The organism is Methylomonas sp. Kb3, from assembly GCF_002834115.1.
In the GTDB taxonomy this organism is placed as follows: domain Bacteria; phylum Pseudomonadota; class Gammaproteobacteria; order Methylococcales; family Methylomonadaceae; genus Methylomonas; species Methylomonas defluvii.
On sequence record NZ_PIZT01000018.1, the window covers coordinates 15,854 to 34,431 of the forward strand.

The window sequence follows — 18,578 nt, forward strand, 5'->3', positions numbered from 1 at the left end:
TTAAATATTATTCGCTTTAATTTTTTATTGTGTAAACCGGTATTAAAATAATAGCTGGCGAAAAAATTGAGAATTCTTAAAAAATTTATATTTGAGTATAAAGAGAGTATTGTTCTAAGGCGTTTTATAAAGTTATTTAGTGTTGATGGCTTTGTTAAAGCTTCAGGGATAATTTTTTTGCCGATATATCTGCATTTGATGACGCAAGAAGAATACGCTGTATTCAATTATATGTTGTCAGTTATAGGTACTTTTGGGCTAGTTCTTAATTTTGGATTATATGTTTCTCAGATAAAGCTATATCATAGTTTGCGTAGTGAAGAAAGGGCGTCTTTATTGTATACAATTAATGTTATTTTAATTGTTTTTTTAATAATATTTCTTGCTCCATTATACTTTTTTGGTTGGGATGATGTTCTTGTTAAGAGTTTATTTTCTAAATCTATTGCTTATCATCATTATAGATGGCTAATATTAATTGGCATGATAAGCTCAGTGTACTCATGCATGTTATTGTATTTTTTTATGGCGGAGGAGCTTGTTGCTGAGCAACAGTTATATAACCTATCTCGCTTTATAATCGGCACTGTAGTTGGAGTCTGTGCAATGTACTGGTTGTCAGGTGATAAGGCTGATATACGTGCAAAAGCATATTTATTCAGTGAAATATTCGCACTTACATTTTTTTTTCATTTTTATATTAATGTTATGTGTCCAAAGGTAAATTTAGGGTTGGCAGTAAAAGCTTTGAAAATAGGGTTGCCAATAATGGGCTCGGCTATATTGGGGGTTTTTGTTAATTTTTCTGATAAATATTTTATTGAGAAATATTGCTCGTTAGCTGATTTGTCGGTTTACTATTTGTCATTCACTTTAGCGAATATAATTACTATTGTTTTTTCGGCATTCCAAAATGTTTGGCTTCCTTTGTTCTTAAAGGAAAAAGATGTGTCTCTGAATCTGGCTAAAACGAAAAAAACATTTCTAGTTTTAGGTGGAGTGTTTGTTGCTATTGCGCTTTTTATATGGTTTGGTTTGTTTATGGCGATATTCTTTGAAATAATAGATGAAAAATACTCAGGTGTCTTGCGGATTCTACCTTATGCAATGATTACATGTATTATTTCAGGGCTTACCGGTTTATTAAGTAATTATGTTATATACTGGAATATGACTTTTCTGACTATTTTATTCGGTGTGTTTGTTGCGTGCATCAGTTTGCCGCTAAATTATTTTGGATCAAAGCTCTATGGTATTCTAGGGGTTTCAGTTGTTGGTGTGCTTGTAAGCGCAGTGCAGTTTAATTTATATTATATTTTTATTCTAATCAAAAAGAAACAGTACGTGAATATTTGAATATTCGGCTTCGTATTTTCGGTCGGCGTGTTTGTTTTATATAATGGAAAGTGACTTAAAGAAATTATGGTATGCTTTTCGTTATTATTATCGTGACTAGTCGATAAGCATCTGTTGCTGGGATATTACCATATAGCTTACATTTTACTGAGGCAACTTTTTTAAGAAAAAATAAATATGGTTAAAAGTTTTATAAAAGTAATGCTATCAATTTTTTTTAAGAAATATCGTGAGCCAGAAAAAGAAAGATTTATAAAGTTGTATGATCATGGTTCTGGTAAGTGTATTGAAATGTTTTGGAGAAAAGATAGCTTTATAGAATCTGAATTATATAAGTATGGTCTTTATGGTCGATGGGAAAGGCAGTCTCTTAAGATTTGGGCTGCTTTGTCAAAACGAGCTCATTTAATATTAGATGTCGGAGCGAATACTGGTGTATTTAGTCTAATTTCTCAAAGTAATAACAGTTCGGCGAAAATTATAGCGGTCGAGCCAATACAGATAAATTATGAGTTATTGGAATTAAATATAAAAAAAAATAATTTTCCTGTCAGTGTTGAACGGATAGCGTTGTCAAATTATGATGGAAACGCATCAATGTTCATGCTGAAAGATAGATTAAATTATATGACATCTATTAACGATAATAGATATAAACTACACCCTGAGGTTGCTGGAGATACTAAAATTATTGAGGTTGTCGTTGATGTTAAGCCCTATGAGTATTTACAAAATAAGTATTCGCTAAAAAATGTTGATTTAATTAAGATCGATGTTGAGGGGCATGAATTTTCAGTTCTGGAGTCGATGTATCCTGAATTAAAAGTGAGCTTGCCGTCAATCGTGGTGGAAATAATTAGTGATGATAGTGCAAATAAAATTAATAAGTTGCTTGAAGGTTTAAGTTATAGATATTTTTCTATAGATGAAGTTAAAAATAGTTTAACTTTGGTGTCTGGCCTTTGGAATAACGATCATCAGAACTTTTTAATATGCACTCAGGGTGTTGCGGATTATTTAAATAGTGTGGGACTGATGAGGTAATAGGCATTCTTTAGGTATGAAAATTTTAATAGTATCAGATTGGTATTCTGAGAGCATGGGCTATTCAGAAAATTTCTTGCCTATGGCTTTTGGGAAGCTAAATCAAGAAGTGCATTTGGTTACTTCTAATTTGCAAGTATATGCTACCTCGACTGACTACGATAAGGTATATAAAAATAAGCTCGGAAATTCTCAAACAAAAACAGGTGTATTCAAAAATTTATATTTCACGTTACATAGAAATTATTCTGAGGTTTCTCGCTACGGAATAAATATAATTGGTTTGGAAGAAAAAATAAAGAAGTTAAATCCAGATGTTATATACTGCTTTGAGATAAACCTGTTAACAACTGCGTTATTAGCAAAGTTAAAGCCAAAATACAATTTCTGTTTATTTTGTGAAAGCCGAATGCATTCTTCGGTTTTTTCCCCGCCGACTAATTTGATTAGTAAGGTTAAGTTCTGGATAAGCAATAGGCATTTTTGGCTGGAAGATGTTATCAATAATGTTGATATATTTTACCCTATAGCGCCGGACGTTTATTTTAATATTACAAATTATTTTTGTATACCTAGTGATAAGTGTAAGTTAGCTAGTCTTTCTGTCGAAACTGGTATTTTCAATTCTGAACGAAACGAAGTCTCAGTAACAAGGTTTAGAGAAAAGCTAGGGTTTGGTGATGCCGATATTGTTTGTGTTTATACGGGGCGCTTTACGGCAGATAAAGGACCACTCATACTGGGACAAGCAATAGATTATTTACACGAAATTGGTTACGTATTTATTAAAGGATTATTTATAGGCTGCGGTGATGCTGATTATCAGAGTCAGCTTCAGAATTGCAAAGGATGCACTACACTGCCGTTTGTAGAGCCAAAAGATTTGCCAAATATTTATCATAGCTCAGATATAGGTGTGTGGCCGTTGCAAGAATCTACTAGCCAGTTAGATGCTATGGCGTGTGGCCTGCCTATTATTGTGAACGACACGGTAGAAGATGTCGATAGATTTGAAGGGAATGGTATGAGATTCAAGAAGAACGACTTTAAGGATTTAGCAAAAAAAATATTGATTTTAGTTGAAACGGAACAAAGAGTCAATATGGGTGCTATCGGCGCGAACAGAATAAAACAGAAGTATTCTTGGGAAGTTTTTGCTCAACAAAGATTAGTGGAATTTTTCTATTTTATTAATAAAAAATGTACGTTGTTGTGAAAAATTTTAATTTTTTTTTAAAAAAAATCTTGCCTCTGATTCTAATTCGTAAATTTAACCGATATTTTGGTGGTGGTATAGTTTTTGATGATGCTGGTAGTACCTGGGATGAATCCGCTTTGTTGTGCATTGGTTACTCTGCGGACGATATACTTAAAAGAGTACTGGATGCCACACTAACAGTTAAGTGTGGCGATGCGCTTTTCGAGCGTGATTCCGTGCTCTTTTATAACGTTGATTTCGTTTGGCCAGGTTTGTCGGGATTGATGTGGGCAGCGGCTCTAGCTGGAGGCAGGTTAAATGTGCTGGATTTTGGCGGTGCTTTGGGGAGTGGCTATTTTCAGCACCGGATTATCCTCAGTACATTGTCCAATGTTCGATGGAATGTAGTCGAGCAAGCCCATTATGTAGAAGCCGGAAGAACTCATATTCAGGACGACATGTTGCGATTTTATTATTCGATTGATGAATGTTTAGCTGAGAATAAGCCAAATGTAATTCTTTTATCTAGCGTGTTACAGTATCTGGAATCCCCGTTTGACGTTATCAAAAAATTGCCGTTTATAGGGGCGTCAATTTTAATCATTGATCGTACGCCTTTTTCAAAACTTGCGCAAGATAGACTGTTAATCCAGCGTGTGCCACTTTCTATTTACAAGGCTAGTTACCCGATGTGGGTTTTTTCTGAGTCTGCATTTCTAAATAAAATAAATCAAGATTGGTGCTCGATAGGCAACATAAATTGTCCAGAAGGGACGGTTTATTCCAATAAAGGCTTTGAATTCTCTTTTCAAGGTATGTTATTGCAGCGGCGTGAATCGTGATTCTTTTTAAATCATATTATTTTAAAGAAATGTACACCCCCGGATGGCTAGGTGTTTTTGTAAATCCTTTTTATTTTTCACGTTTGGGTTTATACCGCGCTATGACAGAATTCGCTCCTAAATTGAGAGGAGTTTTACTTGATGTAGGTTGTGGTACTAAGCCCTATAAACAGCTTTTTAATGTTAGTGCCTACATCGGTTTAGAGATTGATAGTGTCTTTTCCAGGCAGAGGGATATTGCGGATTATTTTTATGATGGTAAAAAATTCCCATTTGATGATGCATCGTTCGACTCAGTCCTTTGTAATCAAGTTCTCGAGCACGTATTTAATCCTGATGAGTTTCTAGAGCAACTCAATCGGGTGCTAAAGCCTAATGGTAGCTTATTGCTTACGGTTCCATTTGTTTGGGACGAGCATGAGCAGCCTTACGATTTCGCGCGATATTCCAGTTTTGGATTACGCGCCCTGTTGGAAAAACATGGGTTTAGAATCATCGAGCATAGAAAAACTTGTGCCGATGCGTCTGTTTTGTTTCAACTGACAAACGCTTTCATTTTTAAGATTATCCAATCTTTTCCAAAAATCTGTAAGCTACTTTTAACGGTTTCCGTGATGGCAACAATTAATTTATGCGGTATTTTTTTTAGTCGAGTGTTGCCTGTAAACGCGGATCTATTTCTTGATAATATTGTGTTGGCGGAAAAAATTTCTTGAATACATATGAAGGTAAAAAAATATTAATTACGGGGGGGCTGGGTTTCATTGGCTCCAATCTTGCCCGGGTTTTAGTTGAGCTTGGTGCGAACGTTACGCTTGTAGATAGCCTCATACCACAATATGGCGGCAATCCATTTAACATTGCAGATATCCGTGACCGAGTTTCCGTAAATGTTTGTGACGTACGCGATTCATTTGCGCTTGCCTATTTGCTGCAAAATCAGCATTACCTTTTCAATTTGGCTGGGCAAACAAGTCATCTTGATTCTATGGTCGATCCACGCACAGACCTGGAAATCAATGCCACCGCGCAGCTTTCCATATTAGAGGCTTGCCGCAAAGTTAATCCCGGTGTCAAGATTGTTTTTGCCAGTACTCGACAACTTTATGGAAAGCCGGATTACCTGCCGGTGGATGAGAAACATCCAATTCGTCCAGTGGATGTCAATGGCATTAACAAATTGGCCGGTGAGTGGTATCACCTTCTCTATAACAATGTTTATGATATCCAGGCCTGCGCCTTACGCTTAACCAATACCTACGGTCCCGGCATGCGCGTGAAGGATGCTCGTCAAACATTTCTTGGAATTTGGGTGAGGCTATTGATTGAAGGTAATCCGATAAAGGTTTTTGGAGACGGGCTGCAACTAAGGGATTTTAATTATGTGGATGATTGCGTTAGCGCCCTATTACTGGCTGGTGCAAGCGAGCAAGCCAACGGCAAGGTATACAATTTGGGCAGTAAGGAAGTCATTGGCTTAAAAGATTTGGCGCAGATGATGATTGAACTTGGCCATGGCGGTGTATATGAACTGATACCGTTCCCGCCTGAACGCAAAGCGATTGATATAGGTGACTATTACAGTGATTTTTCGCTAATTTCCGCTGAATTAGGTTGGCAGCCAACAATTGGTTTGCGCGAAGGATTAGCAAATACAATGGCTTACTATTCTGAGCATCATCGCCACTATTGGGACGCTAACGCATGATTTTGATGAATGACTTTAAGGCCGAGACTCCGGAGTTACAAGAGGCCATGCTGGGGGCTGCGAAGCGCGTTATCGAGTCAGGTTGGTTTGTGTTAGGCAAGGAAGTTTCTGCTTTTGAGCAGCAATGGGCTTTAGCCTGCGGCTTAGGTTATGGTGTTGGGGTTGGTAATGGAATGGATGCCATAGAGATTGGCTTACGTGCGCTCGGAGTTGGGCTCGGTGATGAGGTTATCACTACGCCTATGACCGCATTTGCTACAGTATTAGCAATTATCAGAGCGGGAGCCACGCCGGTTTTGGCCGATATAGAACCTCAAAACGCGTTGCTGTCTTTGGAAAGTGCAAGTCGTTGTGTCTCATCCAAGACCAAGGCGGTAGTCTTGGTTCATCTATACGGACAGGTTCGTGCGATGGATTTGTGGACGGAATTTTGTGCAAATTATGGGATTGCGCTTATTGAGGATTGTGCGCAAGCACACTTGGCGTCATTAAATGATAAAGCAGCTGGTAGCTTTGGGATTATTGGGGCATATAGTTTTTATCCGACCAAGAATCTTGGTGCGTTAGGCGATGCCGGCATGATTGTGACAGATGATGAAAAATTGGCTGTAAGAGCAAGCCAATTGCGTAACTACGGACAAAGTGTGCGATATCAGCACCCGGAGTTAGGCTTGAATAGTCGGTTAGATGAAATGCAGGCTGCTATTTTGGCGGCGCGACTAAAGTGGTTGCCTGATTTTACGGAGCGCCGGCGGCAAATTGCGTCGGCTTACTTTGATGGTATCAAGAATCCCTATGTCACTTGCCCCGCACTCCCCGAATCCCGATCCGCGCATGTCTATCATTTATTCGTTGTGACTTGCCCTTGCCGTGACGCACTCCAAACATATTTGCAACAAAATCAGATCCAAACATTTATTCATTACCCCGTTCCCATTCATATGCAAGAACCTTGTCGTAATCTTCGCCATGATCCGTTTGGCTTGGTTAACAGCAAACGTCACGCCGACACTTGTCTTTCTTTGCCTTGTCATCCCCAAATGTCGGATGAGGACATAGCGGCTGTTATAGCCGCTGTAAATTCTTTTCAGGGCAAATGAACGAGCATTACGTAACCTTATTTGACAGCCTCTTTTTGCCGCAGGGGCTTGCTCTGCATTTATCCATGGAGAGACATGCAGGAACTTATACCCTATGGGTCTTGTGTATGGATGATGAGGTATTTGAGACGTTGGGGTGCCTTGATCTTCCAAATGTCCGATTACTGCAATTAAGCAAACTTGAGACGGATGAACTGATTCACGTTAAACAGCAACGCACAGTAGCGGAATATTGCTGGACGCTCACGCCATTTACCCCTCGTTTTGTTTTTGCAGCTGATTCATCTGTTCAGCGTGTGACTTATCTTGATGCGGATTTATGGTTTCGTGTAAATCCAAGGCAGATTTTTCGTGAGTTTGAAGAATCTGGCAAACAAGTGTTGATAACGGATCATGCTTACGCCCCGGAGTATGACCGATCAGCAACCTCCGGTCAGTATTGCGTTCAGTTTATGATTTTCAAAAGAGACGGTGGGGAAGCGGTTCGAAGTTGGTGGGAAGCCCGTTGTTTAGAGTGGTGTTATGCACGCGCGGAAGACGGTAAGTTCGGGGACCAAAAATATCTGGATGATTGGACAGAGCGATTTTCTGAAGAAGTCCATGTCTTGATCGACAAGGAGCTTTTGCTGGCCCCCTGGAACGCAACCCGTTTTCCTCATGGCCGAGCGGTCTGCTGGCACTTTCACGAATTACGTATTTTAAAAGGCTTATCCGCGACCGGGTATGCTGTTGATTGCGGTTCTTACCCATTACCATGGGTAACGAGGCGCCATATTTATCGCGAATACTTCATCGATCTGCGCAGGGCAATTAACACCATCACAACTTTTGGGTGGGAAGTGAAGGCACAGCGCAGGTGTACTCTAAACGACAAGTTTTTTGGGCTGCTTCTTGGTTTTTGGAGGCAAGTTTGGCGAATAACCATACATTGGCAGCAGCCTTTATAAGCTAAAAATGCAGTTTTTTATCTTTGTTTACGCTTCCTGTCTGTACCAGGAAATACGGTATGTTTGGTTCTAAAAACCTGAGTTTTTTTGGCATTTGTCATTGCTACACCATCACTTTTCGGCTGAAAACTCGGCACCAAATGCTGCTTACCATTCCCAATTAAATCGGCGCGGCCCATATCTTTTAATGCTTCTCGCAACAAAGGCCAGTTTTTAGGGTCGTGGTAGCGTAAAAATGCCTTGTGCAAGCGCCGTTGCTTGATGTTTTTCGGAATTGCTATGTCCGGGCTGTTTCGGGCGACTTTGTGCAAGGTGTCTTTCCCCGAATGATACATAGCCGTAGCAATCGACATCGGCGACGGTAAAAAGGCCTGGACTTGGTCGGCTCGGAAGCCGTTGCGTTTCAGCCATAGGGCCAGATTCAGCATGTCTTTATCTTCTGTACCCGGATGGGCGGCAATGAAGTAGGGGATTAGATACTGTTCCTTGCCGGCTTCCTTGGAGTACTTATCAAACATCGCTTTGAAGCGGTCGTAAGTGCCCATGCCGGGTTTCATCATCTTCGACAGCGGGCCTTGCTCGGTGTGCTCCGGGGCAATTTTCAGGTAACCGCCGACGTGGTGGGTCACCAACTCTTTCACGTAAGCCGGTGTCTCAACCGCGATGTCGTAACGCAATCCCGATGCGATGAAGATTTTTTTGATGCCCGGCAAGGCGCGAGCGCGCTGGTAGAGTTTGATCAGCGGTGTTTGATCGGTATTCAGGTTCTGGCAAATCCCCGGATAGACGCAGGAGGGTTTGCGGCACGATTCTTCAATCTTCGGGTCTTTGCACGCCAGCCGCCACATGTTGGCAGTGGGGCCACCCAAGTCCGAGATATGGCCGGTAAAATTCGGCGAGGTATCGCGGATGGCTTCAATCTCACGAATGATGGAATCTTCCGAACGGTTTTGAATGATACGCCCTTCGTGTTCGGTAATCGAACAAAAACTACAGCCGCCAAAGCAGCCGCGCATGATCAACACAGAATGCTGAATCATCTCAAACGCCGGTATGTTGGCTTTGCCATAAGCGGTATGCGGCAAGCGCGAGTAGGGTAGGTCGAATACGCCGTCCATTTCCGGCGTGGTTAGCGGCAGTGGCGGCGGATTGATCCACACTTCGCGGTTGCCGTGGCGTTGAATTAACGCGCGGGCGTTGCCGGGGTTGGTTTCGCCGTGCATCACCCGGGAAGCGTGCGCGTATAAAATTGGATCGTCTTTTACGGCTTCGTAGTCCGGCAAGCGAATCACGGTTTGCGTGCGCTGCTTGTTGGCGATAGGTTTGAATTGAATCACCTGCTCGTTTTCAGCCAGTGCCGGTTTATCCGCGGCGGCAAGGGTTTCCGACCCGTCGCCGCACTCCGACCGTCCCTGATCGTCGCACGCCGGTTGTTCTTGATAGGGATTCACGTGAGAAATCACCGCCCCCGGTTTATCGATGTCGGTCGAGTCTTTCTCCATCCAGCCCTGCGGAACCTGTTTCACAAAATGCACAGTGCCGCGTATGCCTTTCAAATCGGCGATGGTTTCGCCTTTTGCCAAGCGTTGGGCGATTTCCACCACTTGCCGCTCGGCGTTGCCGTACACCAGTAAATCGGCCTTTGAATCCAACAAAATGGATTTCCGCACTTTATCGGACCAATAATCGTAGTGAGCAATGCGGCGTAGGCTGGCCTCAATGCCGCCGATGACGATAGGTACGTTTTTAAAGGCTTCGCGGCAACGATGGGCGTAAACATTCACTGCTCGGTCCGGGCGTTTGCCGGCCGCCCCATCGGCGGTATAAGCGTCGTTGGAGCGGATTTTCTTATCCGAAGTATAGCGATTGACCATCGAATCCATATTGCCGCCGGTCACCCCAAAAAACAGTTTGGGTTGGCCCAGTCGTCTAAAATCCTCGGCACTATGCCAATCCGGTTGCGAGATGATGCCGACCCGGAAGCCCTGCGCTTCCAACACTCGTCCGATCACCGCCATGCCAAAGCTGGGATGATCGACATAGGCATCGCCGGTCACCAAGATGACGTCGCAGGCGTCCCAGCCCAGCGCTTCCATTTCTGCGCGGCTCATCGGTAATTCCGGCGCCGGACCGAAGCGGTGCGCCCAGTATTTTTTGTAGCCGAAGATGTTGGGAGCGTTGTGTATCACGATTTTATAATCCGGTTGAAGACGTTGGGGTTGTGGCGTTTTAAATCCAGCAAATAGATGGGGAATTCCAGTTGATACATCTGTTCCAGCCGCTTGGCCTTGTCGATCAATTGTTTGATGCCTGGCTTTGCCATGGCTTCACCGAAGGCAAAGCCGATGACATTACCGCGATTGCGTACCGGCAAAAACAGCATGCGCCTTTCAAACACACGGCCCAGATTCCAGGCCACTTGCTGGAACATGTCCTTATCGGTGCCCCACAAATTGATCACCAGCAGACCGTTCTTGGTCAGTAAGGTTCGGCAGTTGTCGAAGAAAGTTTCGCTACTCACTTCCGGGGCCATGCCGTCGTGGTCGTAAGCGTCTATGACGATCAAGTCGTGCTGTTCGCTCTGGACCTGGCTGGCTTGGCGTACATGTTGCGCGCCGCAGCCAATCTTGATTTTCAGGCGCGGATCGAATGGCAGGCCAAAATGGCTGCGTGCGACTTTTAACACACTGCTACGAAATTCCACCACCTTGAGCCGGCAATCGGCAAATTGGCGCAGCATGAATTTGGCGATAGTGCCACCGCCCAAACCGATCATCAGGATTTCGTTGGGAGTGTCGTGGAACAGCAGGCCGGCCATCATTGCTCTGGCATACAACGAATGTAGCCGGTCGGGTTCCATCAGCAGCATGCTGCTTTGCCGGGCATGCGAGCCAAAGTGCAAGGCCCTCACCCCTTCCTTATCAACGATTTCTATGATGCCTTCGTCGTCGTGGCTTTGGTGTACCACCAGGCCTTCATATTTGTACATGCGCTGTAGCGAATGGTAAAGAGGACGCTATTTTCCTTGAAAATCCAGCGCTTGTCTTGTGAATAGTGTGTGGATGACGATTTAGTCACCTTGTAAATGTGAAGGGATATTGGCTTAACTCGGGTGATTGATGGATATGAGTGTGAATGGCTTCACATCGCGAATCTCCGGACAGGAGAAGGCAACAACAGATAGTGCGGCGATAAAAGTCACTCCCCGCGATAACCTTCCTCCCTCAGTACCCGTTTAACAACCGGCCGCGACAGCATCAAACGATAGTGTTTCAAGCATTTTTCCGGCAGCGTAATGCCGATCTTATCCGCCCAAAATTCCACGTAAAACAAAGCGGCATCGGCGATGCTGAATGCGTTCAATGCATAGCCTTCGGCTGGTAGCAACTCGTTCAAGATTGCAAAAGCTTTATTGACTATATCCAAGCCTTGGGCCTTAACCGCGTCGTGATCGGCGGGATTGGGCGCGAATTTCTCCGTGGTAAAAATGCGGGCAAAGCCTTGACCATGCAGCGTGCCGACCGCATAGTCCATCAACTCGATAGCTTTCGCGTCGCCATCCGCGTCGCCTGGCAATAGTTTTGCTTTGGGGTAGCTGCGCGCCAGCCAGTAGGCGATAGCTTGGAATTCCGTCAGGGCAGTACCGTCGTTACGGACCAGGGTAGGAATGCTGGCTTTGGGGTTGATTGCCAGATAATCGGCTTGATGTTGATCGCCGGCCATTAAATTGACCAGATGCGCTTCAAAAATCAGATCCAGCTCTTCCAGTAAAATATGGATACCGGTCGTGCAGGAGCCGGGTGTCATGTAGAGTTTCATAAATTATCCTATCGGAAAAGTTTTGCTTAACGGCATTCCAGAAAGTAAGCATTAATGTCCAGCGCAAAATTCCGCCACAGTAAGGCGATATCGCTACGCACCGCGCTCAGGTAAACCTGATCGGGTTTATGCTCGTCTGGGAAATTGGATAAGGCGCAGGAAGTGCGATGTTTATCCACTACCATCAACAAAAACTCGTCGATAAAGCCATCAAATACCGCCAATACTGATTTGGTAAGATCCGCCAAGCCCTGATTGACGGTGCTGCCCGTGTGATCAAACGGCAAGGCCTTTAATTGAGCCAGGGCGTCTTGATAGGTTTTTTCCAAGACGATCAAGATATTGCGCTGAAAACAACCATCCCATTGTTGGTGTGATAGGTCATGGGCCAATAATTGATCGTACTGCTTCTTCATATTCGCTTTCTGCTCGATTATGAATCGACTAAATTCGCCGATGCTGTTCGCGTTAAGCGTTGGATTGTTCATGTCAAAGTCCTTTAGTTAGAGTGTTAATGCGCTAAAAACCCGGTCGCTGGCTGCCAATGCGCCTTCCAAATAGCCGCCGGACCTACTGGCTGTTTCCGTTCCGCAGAAATACAGTTTGTCTTGCCAATGGTCCAATTGCAGCGCGCGATGGCCGTAGGCGGGATGTTCGAACACCGGTATGCGATCTACAGAAGTCGCGGTAAATGGTTCCCGGCTCCAATCCTGAATCACCACACTTAGTGGATTGGCGGCGGCAGGACCGAGTAAGCCGACCATTTGCCGCACGATCAGGGCCGGCAGACTGTCTTGATACTGTTCGCGAATCTGGGCTGGCAAACCAAAGAAACCAAACAGGGCAGATGTTCCAGCATCGTCGGAGCAGGCGTCATAGACTTCGGCCAAAACCGCGCCGGGGTAGGATGAAATGGCGTTGCCGGAATAGCCTTGTTGGCGCCAGAAAGCTTGTTCGTAAACCAGAACCGCCTTGGCGTGCCCGGCCATCCAGGTGGGCGTGTCTTGCATTAGTGATAGCAAACCGGGTGCTAGAGCCGGTTGAAAGGTAATGCTGTTAGCCAGTAATCGCGGCGGAGCAGCCAGCACAACTTGGCGAGCCTGTATGGTACTGACGGTGCTATCGCATGCGAATGTTAAATCGACATAACTACCGTGATCGCTAAGTGATAGCAAATTGTATCCAAGGCGCAACACCCGTCCCGGTATCCGTTGCAATAAACGGTCAATTAATTGCTGGCAACCGCCGGCAATCCGTCTGGCTTCAGCGTGAGTCTGAGTATCGATGTAAGTCACCGGACGGGAGTGTGCTTGCACATGATATAAGCTTTGGCCGCAGTCCCATTGCGGGAATAGCGTCAATCCCAAGCGCTTTACTAATGCCGAAATACGCGGTTGCTCGGTAGGCCACAGCCAAGTGGGGCCCAAGTCTGCGGTAAAACCCAGGGTAGGGTCAGCTGCGGATAGAATCCTGCCGCCGCAGCGTTCGCGGGCTTCAAATACGCCAATGTTAGGTTTGTATGTCAGCAGTTTTTCTGCCAAGGACAAACCGGACAGTCCGGCGCCAACAATCGCCACGTCCAGCATGGTCATCACGCCATCTGCATCGTTTGGCATAGCAAGGAGTTACTCTGCCATAGGGGTAATTTCGGCGCTTCGGTCGACGCGCTGGGCATGATCAATTTCTTGCGAAAAATATCCCAAACGCCGTCATAGCGTTGTTGTACCCGGATGCTCCATCCCCAAACGATAGGTAAATGTACGGGCACCCAAATATAAAGATCCGGCCTATCCGGTCCGGCGTTTTGCATGAAGTACACGGTGTATTTTTCCAAAACGCTCATCGACGCGACAGTATTACCGGCAATTTCGGACGGAATGGCTTGCGTCACGGCCTGCCTGAACAGCAGTTTTTGCTGCCGGCCTTGCTGTTGAAACCCGCCAAGCGGTATGACCGGCACAGGCCTGTCTTTCACAGATAGATACAAAACCGGGTCGCCTTCTTCACTTTCGGTATCCAATAAAGTCATCGTTTTGCCGTCGGCGAAGTGTGCTGTTCGAGTAGACTCCAGCAACTGCAAGACGCCCAGTTGGCTGCAAAAACCGGCGGTGTCCCATGCCAGTTCAAAATGAGGTGAGATACTTAGGGTTGGCATATCGTCCGCCAAGCTTACGGTCGGCGCGGCCATGCGGGCGTCAAGCAAGGTCAAACGATTCTGCTTGGGTTGCTGCGGGTGAGCTGTGGTAAGGGCTAAGCAGCTTTTGAGCGGCGGGCTCAGTAAATCGCTGTTCCAAACGAATGCGTGTATGGGTGTTCGTTTCGTATCCACGGGCACTACCGCAGCCCGTTCGATGCTTAGCGGATAATCGCCGAGTAAGCCGTTTTGCAGATCATGCTCCACATCACCGAGTGGGTTGTCCGCTAATTTTTGGGTGTCGATGCTGTAGCGATGGCCTGCTTGCAGCACTGGATGCTTGGGTTTGGGCGGCGCAGGCATCGGGCGGGGCAGAGGGAAAATGTGTTCCATCGTTGGGTTGCTGATGACGAAAGTCATCAAGCAATCAAGAATGATGCCAATTTAGCAAATCGCCGCATGCGTGTGTAGGTTGTAGATTGATAGGGATTATTGCTCTGAGGCAGCTTAGCAAACGATGTCGTGGGTGCGACAAAATCGGCGATCTTGTCACGACAACACCATTAAGTCGGCGTTATCGTCCGCGCTTGCTATCCAGGTAGAACACTTCTACAGTTCCCAGGTATGTTCATTATTTTGAGGAAAGTCATGCGAAATTTATTGATAACCCTGCTGTTACTACTCCCCATCGCCGCTGCCGCTGAAAACGATGCGTTTAAAAATATGGATAAAGCGCAAATGCAGCAAGTGATGCAGAAAATGAAAGCCATGCAAGACTGCGTGAAGCACATCGATAAGACCGACATGCAAGCCTTTCAAGCGCAGGCCAAACAAATGACTGCCGAGGTGGAGCGCTTATGCGCGGCGGGAAAACGCGATGAAGCGATGGCCAGAGCGATGGAGTTTGGTAAGGACGTATCGGCCAATAAAGCTATGCAGCAAATGAAACAATGCGGCGACGGAATAACCGAAGCCCTGCCTTTATTGCCTGATACCACTCAAGGCCAAAATCAGGCCGGTTCGTCTCGGCATGTTTGCGATCACTAAGCTTTAGAGCACCAATTTGGGTGGATTTTTCGATACGGTCATTTCCAAGAGACCCGCGCCAGCCCTTATATGAGCAGCGCGTTCCTGCCGCCTTGGCGTGGCTTTTAGCTCACTGCCTGGTATCTTAGTGCTTTGGCGTTGAAAGGCGAGTTTGTCCTGAGCCTGGGTGAGTTTACAGCTGGCCGCAGTGAGCTGGCTGATCAGGCTAGGCCTGTTCTGACCGCCTGCTGCTGCCGACTGATTGTTCATTTCAGCTAGCATCGCGTAAAATCGCCAGCCATTATCACGCCCCCATTGGAGAGCAAAACATGACATACCGTTTAGTAGTTGCATTGATGATGGTCGCAGGTTTGGCCTGTGCCGAGGAAGCCAAGGAAGAATGGAACGAAACCACTCTGAAAGATGAGACCATCCAGAAAATTCAGCAAGCTCAGTACACCTATAAAAAATGTGTAGTGGATACTATGCAAAAACCCGAGTTTGCCAAGATGGAAAGCCGCAACGCCACCGATGTGATTATTAAGTCTTGTGAGCCGACCTTGGCCGAAATGCGCAAAGTTTATACCGACGCCGAAGTGCCGGGCGTGGTGGCTGACCGGCATTTGAAGAAAATGCGTATCCAGGTAACGCGCAATTTGCTGCAGCAATTAATGTACGCGGAAGCCGCGAAGAAAGCCGGCATGCCTGGTAACTGACTCCCACTGTCCGCAATGGCATTGGCGTAAAAATTTAGCGTTATCTGTTGCGGCATGCTTGAAGATTAGATGCTACAGCCCTTGTTTCAATTAACAACCATCACTCGTTTTTCATGAATACCTACACCATCGATTTATCCTTGCGCCCGACCACCTTCGATTTGTGGCACGTGTGTTTGGCCGGTACCGCAGCACTGTTGGCTTTGATTCTGATTGTGGTTTTAGTCTCGGTATTGCTGGGCATGCGCCGCTGCAAATCCGCAGCTCCGGCGGTAGTCGCTCCCAGCCCTGCGCCGCAACCGGAAGTCAAAATCGTCGAGAAGATCGTCGAAGTGGAAAAAATCGTCCAGGCCCCGGCGCCTGAGCCCGTGGTATTAAAGGAAGCGACTCCGGATGCCGCCTTGCAACTATTGAGTTTGCTGCAAAAAGAAGCCCGCTTTATCGACTTTATCAAAGAAGATGTCAGTGCTTTTTCCGATGCCGAAATCGGCGCGGCGGCGCGGGTGGTGCATCAAGGTTGCAGCAAAGCGGTCAGCGAGCATTTCACCCTGGCCCCTGTCAGCAAAGATCCCGAAGGTAACCGGGTGACTCTAAACAAAGGCTTCGATGCCACGTCATTTCGTTTGACCGGCAATATCGTCGGCGAGGCGCCGTTTACCGGTACTTTGGTGCATAAAGGTTGGCAAGTCACGGATCTGCGTTTGCCGAAATTGACCGAAGGCCATAACGCCAAAATCGTCGCGCCGGCCGAGGTGGAATTATGACCGCGCGTTATTCGGTCGGTATCGATTTAGGTACCACGCATTGCGTATTGTCTTATGTCGATTTGGAAGCCGGCGACGACCAAGTGGTCCTGGGTGTGTTGGCGATACCGCAGTTGACCGGCCCCGGCACGATAGAAGACAAGGCGCAATTGCCGTCCTTCACCTATTTGGCTCATTCGGCCGAGATTGCCGAGGGCGCGACTGCGTTGCCGTGGACAGCTAAACCGGAATATCTGGTCGGCGAAATCGCCCGTAATCTGGGCAGCAAAACCCCCATCAGATTAGTGTCCAGCGCCAAGAGCTGGTTGTGCCATGCCGGTGTCGATTGCAAACAAGCGATTTTGCCGGTCGAGGCGCCGGAGGATGTGGAGCGGATTTCCCCGTTTGCCGCCAGCAAGGCCTATCTGCAACATTTGCGCGATGCCTGGAATCATCGATTCCCGGAGCACAATTTACAAGATCAAGATGTCACTATCACCGTGCCGGCCTCGTTTGACCCGGCCGCGCGTGAATTGACGGTCGAAGCGGCCCGCGCGGTGGGACTAGGGCCGGCCGTGTTGTTGGAAGAGCCGCAAGCTGCTTTGTACAGCTGGATCGAAAACAGCGAAGGCGATTGGCGCAATCATGTGCAAATCGGCGACGTGATTTTGGTCGCCGACATCGGCGGCGGCACTACCGACTTATCCTTGATTGCGGTCACCGAACAGGATGGCAACCTGCAATTGACCCGGGTGGCGGTGGGTGACCATATCTTGCTGGGCGGCGATAACATGGACTTGGCCTTGGCCTATACCGTTAAAGCCAAACTGGAACAAGACGGTGGCAAGCGCCTGGAATCCTGGCAACTACAAGCTTTGACCCACGCCTGTCGGGAAGCCAAAGAAAAACTATTCAACCAGCCCGAATTGGGCAGCATGCCTTTGGTCGTGGCGAGCCGAGGCTCATCCCTGATCGGCGGCACCTTGCGCACCGAACTGACTCGCGACGAACTGAACCGCGTCTTGGTCGAAGGCTTTTTACCGTGGGTACCGATCGAAGAAAGACCGGTGGTCAGACCGCGCAGTGGTTTGCGTACCGCGGGTTTGCCTTATGCGCAGGATGCCGGCATTACTCGCCATCTGGCTGCATTTTTGTCGCGGCAAAAAGAAGCGACCGGCGAGCTAGCCGATCATGTCTTGCCCGAACACGCCAGTTTCTTGCATCCGACCGCGGTATTGTTCAACGGCGGGGTGTTAAAAGCCGGCGTGATGGCCGAGCGCTTGATGCAAATATTAAATAGCTGGCTGCAAACCGAACAAGCGGCGCCGGCCAGACTGTTGCAAGGCGCCGACTTGGATTTGGCGGTCGCGCGTGGCGCTGCCTATTACGGATTTGTCCGCAAAGGCAAGGGCGTCAGAATTAAAGGCGGCACGGCGGCGGCTTATTACGTCGGTATTGAGAGCGCCATGCCGGCGGTTCCCGGATTGCCGGCGGAGATCGAAGCCTTGTGCATCGCGCCGTTTGGAATGGAAGAGGGCAGCGAACAGGAATTGCCTAATGACGAATTCGGTTTGATCATCGGCGAACCGGTACGCTTCCGCTTTTTTGGCTCAAAAACCCGCCGCGACGATGCGGTAGGGGTAAGGCTGGAATATTGGCAGGACGACGAATTGGAAGAACTGGACGAAATCGAAATCACCTTACCGGAAGAAGGCCGCCATGCCGGCGACATCGTCCCCGTGCATTTGTCTGTGGCAGTAACCGAAGTAGGGACTTTAGAGTTAAAAGCGGTTTCCAAACGCGATCAACAGCGCTGGAAAATTGAGTTTGATGTCAGGGCTGGCGACGCTTGATATTAACAATAGCTAGCGGCTAAACCAGAGCCGAATTTCCAAGGGCTTAACTGAAACCCGCTTTTTTCCCGGAAAGAAGCGGGTTTTTTATG

18 protein-coding genes are annotated in these 18,578 nt (G+C 46.8%); 12 read left to right on the top strand and 6 right to left on the bottom strand.

Going from position 1 to position 18,578, the window contains the following annotated elements:
• Positions 1-66: 66 nt before the first annotated feature.
• The 8 genes from CWO84_RS12705 to CWO84_RS12740 all read left to right on the top strand — a co-directional run bounded on the left by CWO84_RS12705 (position 67) and on the right by CWO84_RS12740 (position 8,195).
• Positions 67-1,356 (top strand): lipopolysaccharide biosynthesis protein, encoded by a 1,290-nt coding sequence (locus CWO84_RS12705; RefSeq protein ID WP_033156511.1) that lies wholly within the window; start codon positions 67-69, stop codon positions 1,354-1,356.
• A 177-nt stretch (positions 1,357-1,533) separates the two neighbouring features.
• Complete coding sequence (locus CWO84_RS12710) at positions 1,534-2,400, top strand: FkbM family methyltransferase (RefSeq protein WP_033156510.1); 867 nt, start codon at positions 1,534-1,536, stop codon at positions 2,398-2,400.
• 16 nt (positions 2,401-2,416) lie between these two features.
• Positions 2,417-3,616, top strand: coding sequence for a glycosyltransferase family 4 protein (locus tag CWO84_RS12715; protein WP_033156509.1), 1,200 nt, complete (start codon positions 2,417-2,419; stop codon positions 3,614-3,616).
• Complete coding sequence (locus CWO84_RS12720) at positions 3,601-4,440, top strand: methyltransferase, TIGR04325 family (protein WP_051669943.1); 840 nt, start codon at positions 3,601-3,603, stop codon at positions 4,438-4,440. Before CWO84_RS12715 ends, CWO84_RS12720 begins: the two co-directional genes overlap by 16 nt.
• Complete coding sequence (locus tag CWO84_RS12725) at positions 4,437-5,156, top strand: class I SAM-dependent methyltransferase (protein WP_201799029.1); 720 nt, start codon at positions 4,437-4,439, stop codon at positions 5,154-5,156. Before CWO84_RS12720 ends, CWO84_RS12725 begins: the two co-directional genes overlap by 4 nt.
• Positions 5,153-6,148, top strand: a complete 996-nt coding sequence (locus tag CWO84_RS12730) for an NAD-dependent epimerase/dehydratase family protein (RefSeq protein ID WP_033156508.1) — start codon at positions 5,153-5,155, stop codon at positions 6,146-6,148. The genes CWO84_RS12725 and CWO84_RS12730 overlap by 4 nt, the downstream gene beginning before the upstream one ends.
• Positions 6,145-7,248 (top strand): DegT/DnrJ/EryC1/StrS family aminotransferase, encoded by a 1,104-nt coding sequence (locus CWO84_RS12735; protein ID WP_033156507.1) that lies wholly within the window; start codon positions 6,145-6,147, stop codon positions 7,246-7,248. The genes CWO84_RS12730 and CWO84_RS12735 overlap by 4 nt, the downstream gene beginning before the upstream one ends.
• Positions 7,245-8,195, top strand: coding sequence for a hypothetical protein (locus tag CWO84_RS12740; protein WP_051669942.1), 951 nt, complete (start codon positions 7,245-7,247; stop codon positions 8,193-8,195). The genes CWO84_RS12735 and CWO84_RS12740 overlap by 4 nt, the downstream gene beginning before the upstream one ends.
• A 17-nt stretch (positions 8,196-8,212) precedes the next feature.
• Here CWO84_RS12740 and CWO84_RS12745 read toward each other — a convergent pair whose 3' ends face one another.
• From CWO84_RS12745 to CWO84_RS12770, 6 genes are all read right to left on the bottom strand, one after another.
• Complete coding sequence (locus CWO84_RS12745; protein ID WP_033156506.1) at positions 8,213-10,384, bottom strand: YgiQ family radical SAM protein; 2,172 nt, start codon at positions 10,382-10,384, stop codon at positions 8,213-8,215.
• Positions 10,381-11,184, bottom strand: coding sequence for a spermine synthase (locus CWO84_RS12750; protein WP_101053023.1), 804 nt, complete (start codon positions 11,182-11,184; stop codon positions 10,381-10,383). Before CWO84_RS12750 ends, CWO84_RS12745 begins: the two co-directional genes overlap by 4 nt.
• Positions 11,185-11,393: 209 nt before the next feature.
• Positions 11,394-12,014: a glutathione S-transferase gene (locus CWO84_RS12755; protein WP_101053025.1), complete on the bottom strand. Its 621-nt coding sequence runs from the start codon at positions 12,012-12,014 to the stop codon at positions 11,394-11,396.
• Between the two features lie 26 nt (positions 12,015-12,040).
• Entirely contained in the window at positions 12,041-12,502 is a 462-nt protein-coding gene (locus CWO84_RS12760; protein ID WP_101053027.1) for an amine oxidase, read from the bottom strand.
• A gap of 15 nt (positions 12,503-12,517) precedes the next feature.
• Positions 12,518-13,630 carry an FAD-dependent oxidoreductase gene (locus CWO84_RS12765; protein ID WP_240618039.1) on the bottom strand — a complete coding sequence of 371 codons (1,113 nt, stop codon included), beginning with the start codon at positions 13,628-13,630 and terminating at the stop codon, positions 12,518-12,520.
• Positions 13,606-14,541, bottom strand: coding sequence for a hypothetical protein (locus tag CWO84_RS12770; RefSeq protein WP_101053047.1), 936 nt, complete (start codon positions 14,539-14,541; stop codon positions 13,606-13,608). The genes CWO84_RS12765 and CWO84_RS12770 overlap by 25 nt, the downstream gene beginning before the upstream one ends.
• 255 nt (positions 14,542-14,796) lie before the next feature.
• Between CWO84_RS12770 and CWO84_RS12775 the strand changes: the two genes are divergently transcribed.
• The 4 genes from CWO84_RS12775 to CWO84_RS12795 all read left to right on the top strand — a co-directional run bounded on the left by CWO84_RS12775 (position 14,797) and on the right by CWO84_RS12795 (position 18,486).
• Entirely contained in the window at positions 14,797-15,195 is a 399-nt protein-coding gene (locus CWO84_RS12775; protein ID WP_101053029.1) for a hypothetical protein, read from the top strand.
• 308 nt (positions 15,196-15,503) lie between these two features.
• The gene (locus CWO84_RS12785; protein ID WP_033156500.1) at positions 15,504-15,890 is read left to right on the top strand and encodes a hypothetical protein; all 387 of its coding nucleotides are present in this window, start codon (positions 15,504-15,506) and stop codon (positions 15,888-15,890) included.
• A 113-nt stretch (positions 15,891-16,003) separates the two neighbouring features.
• Positions 16,004-16,654 (top strand): DUF2760 domain-containing protein, encoded by a 651-nt coding sequence (locus CWO84_RS12790; protein WP_101053031.1) that lies wholly within the window; start codon positions 16,004-16,006, stop codon positions 16,652-16,654.
• Entirely contained in the window at positions 16,651-18,486 is a 1,836-nt protein-coding gene (locus CWO84_RS12795) for an Hsp70 family protein (RefSeq protein WP_101053033.1), read from the top strand. The genes CWO84_RS12790 and CWO84_RS12795 overlap by 4 nt, the downstream gene beginning before the upstream one ends.
• Positions 18,487-18,578 lie beyond the last annotated feature (92 nt).

Coding starts and splice junctions, on each gene's coding strand:
- CWO84_RS12735 (WP_033156507.1), top strand. CDS start 6,145: ATGATTTTGATGAATGACTTTAAGGCCGAGACTCCGGAGTTACAAGAG.
- CWO84_RS12765 (WP_240618039.1), bottom strand. CDS start 13,630: ATGCCAAACGATGCAGATGGCGTGATGACCATGCTGGACGTGGCGATT.
- CWO84_RS12715 (WP_033156509.1), top strand. CDS start 2,417: ATGAAAATTTTAATAGTATCAGATTGGTATTCTGAGAGCATGGGCTAT.
- CWO84_RS12710 (WP_033156510.1), top strand. CDS start 1,534: ATGGTTAAAAGTTTTATAAAAGTAATGCTATCAATTTTTTTTAAGAAA.
- CWO84_RS12760 (WP_101053027.1), bottom strand. CDS start 12,502: ATGAACAATCCAACGCTTAACGCGAACAGCATCGGCGAATTTAGTCGA.
- CWO84_RS12785 (WP_033156500.1), top strand. CDS start 15,504: ATGACATACCGTTTAGTAGTTGCATTGATGATGGTCGCAGGTTTGGCC.
- CWO84_RS12740 (WP_051669942.1), top strand. CDS start 7,245: ATGAACGAGCATTACGTAACCTTATTTGACAGCCTCTTTTTGCCGCAG.
- CWO84_RS12750 (WP_101053023.1), bottom strand. CDS start 11,184: ATGTACAAATATGAAGGCCTGGTGGTACACCAAAGCCACGACGACGAA.
- CWO84_RS12795 (WP_101053033.1), top strand. CDS start 16,651: ATGACCGCGCGTTATTCGGTCGGTATCGATTTAGGTACCACGCATTGC.
- CWO84_RS12775 (WP_101053029.1), top strand. CDS start 14,797: ATGCGAAATTTATTGATAACCCTGCTGTTACTACTCCCCATCGCCGCT.
- CWO84_RS12770 (WP_101053047.1), bottom strand. CDS start 14,541: ATGGAACACATTTTCCCTCTGCCCCGCCCGATGCCTGCGCCGCCCAAA.
- CWO84_RS12720 (WP_051669943.1), top strand. CDS start 3,601: ATGTACGTTGTTGTGAAAAATTTTAATTTTTTTTTAAAAAAAATCTTG.
- CWO84_RS12790 (WP_101053031.1), top strand. CDS start 16,004: ATGAATACCTACACCATCGATTTATCCTTGCGCCCGACCACCTTCGAT.
- CWO84_RS12755 (WP_101053025.1), bottom strand. CDS start 12,014: ATGAAACTCTACATGACACCCGGCTCCTGCACGACCGGTATCCATATT.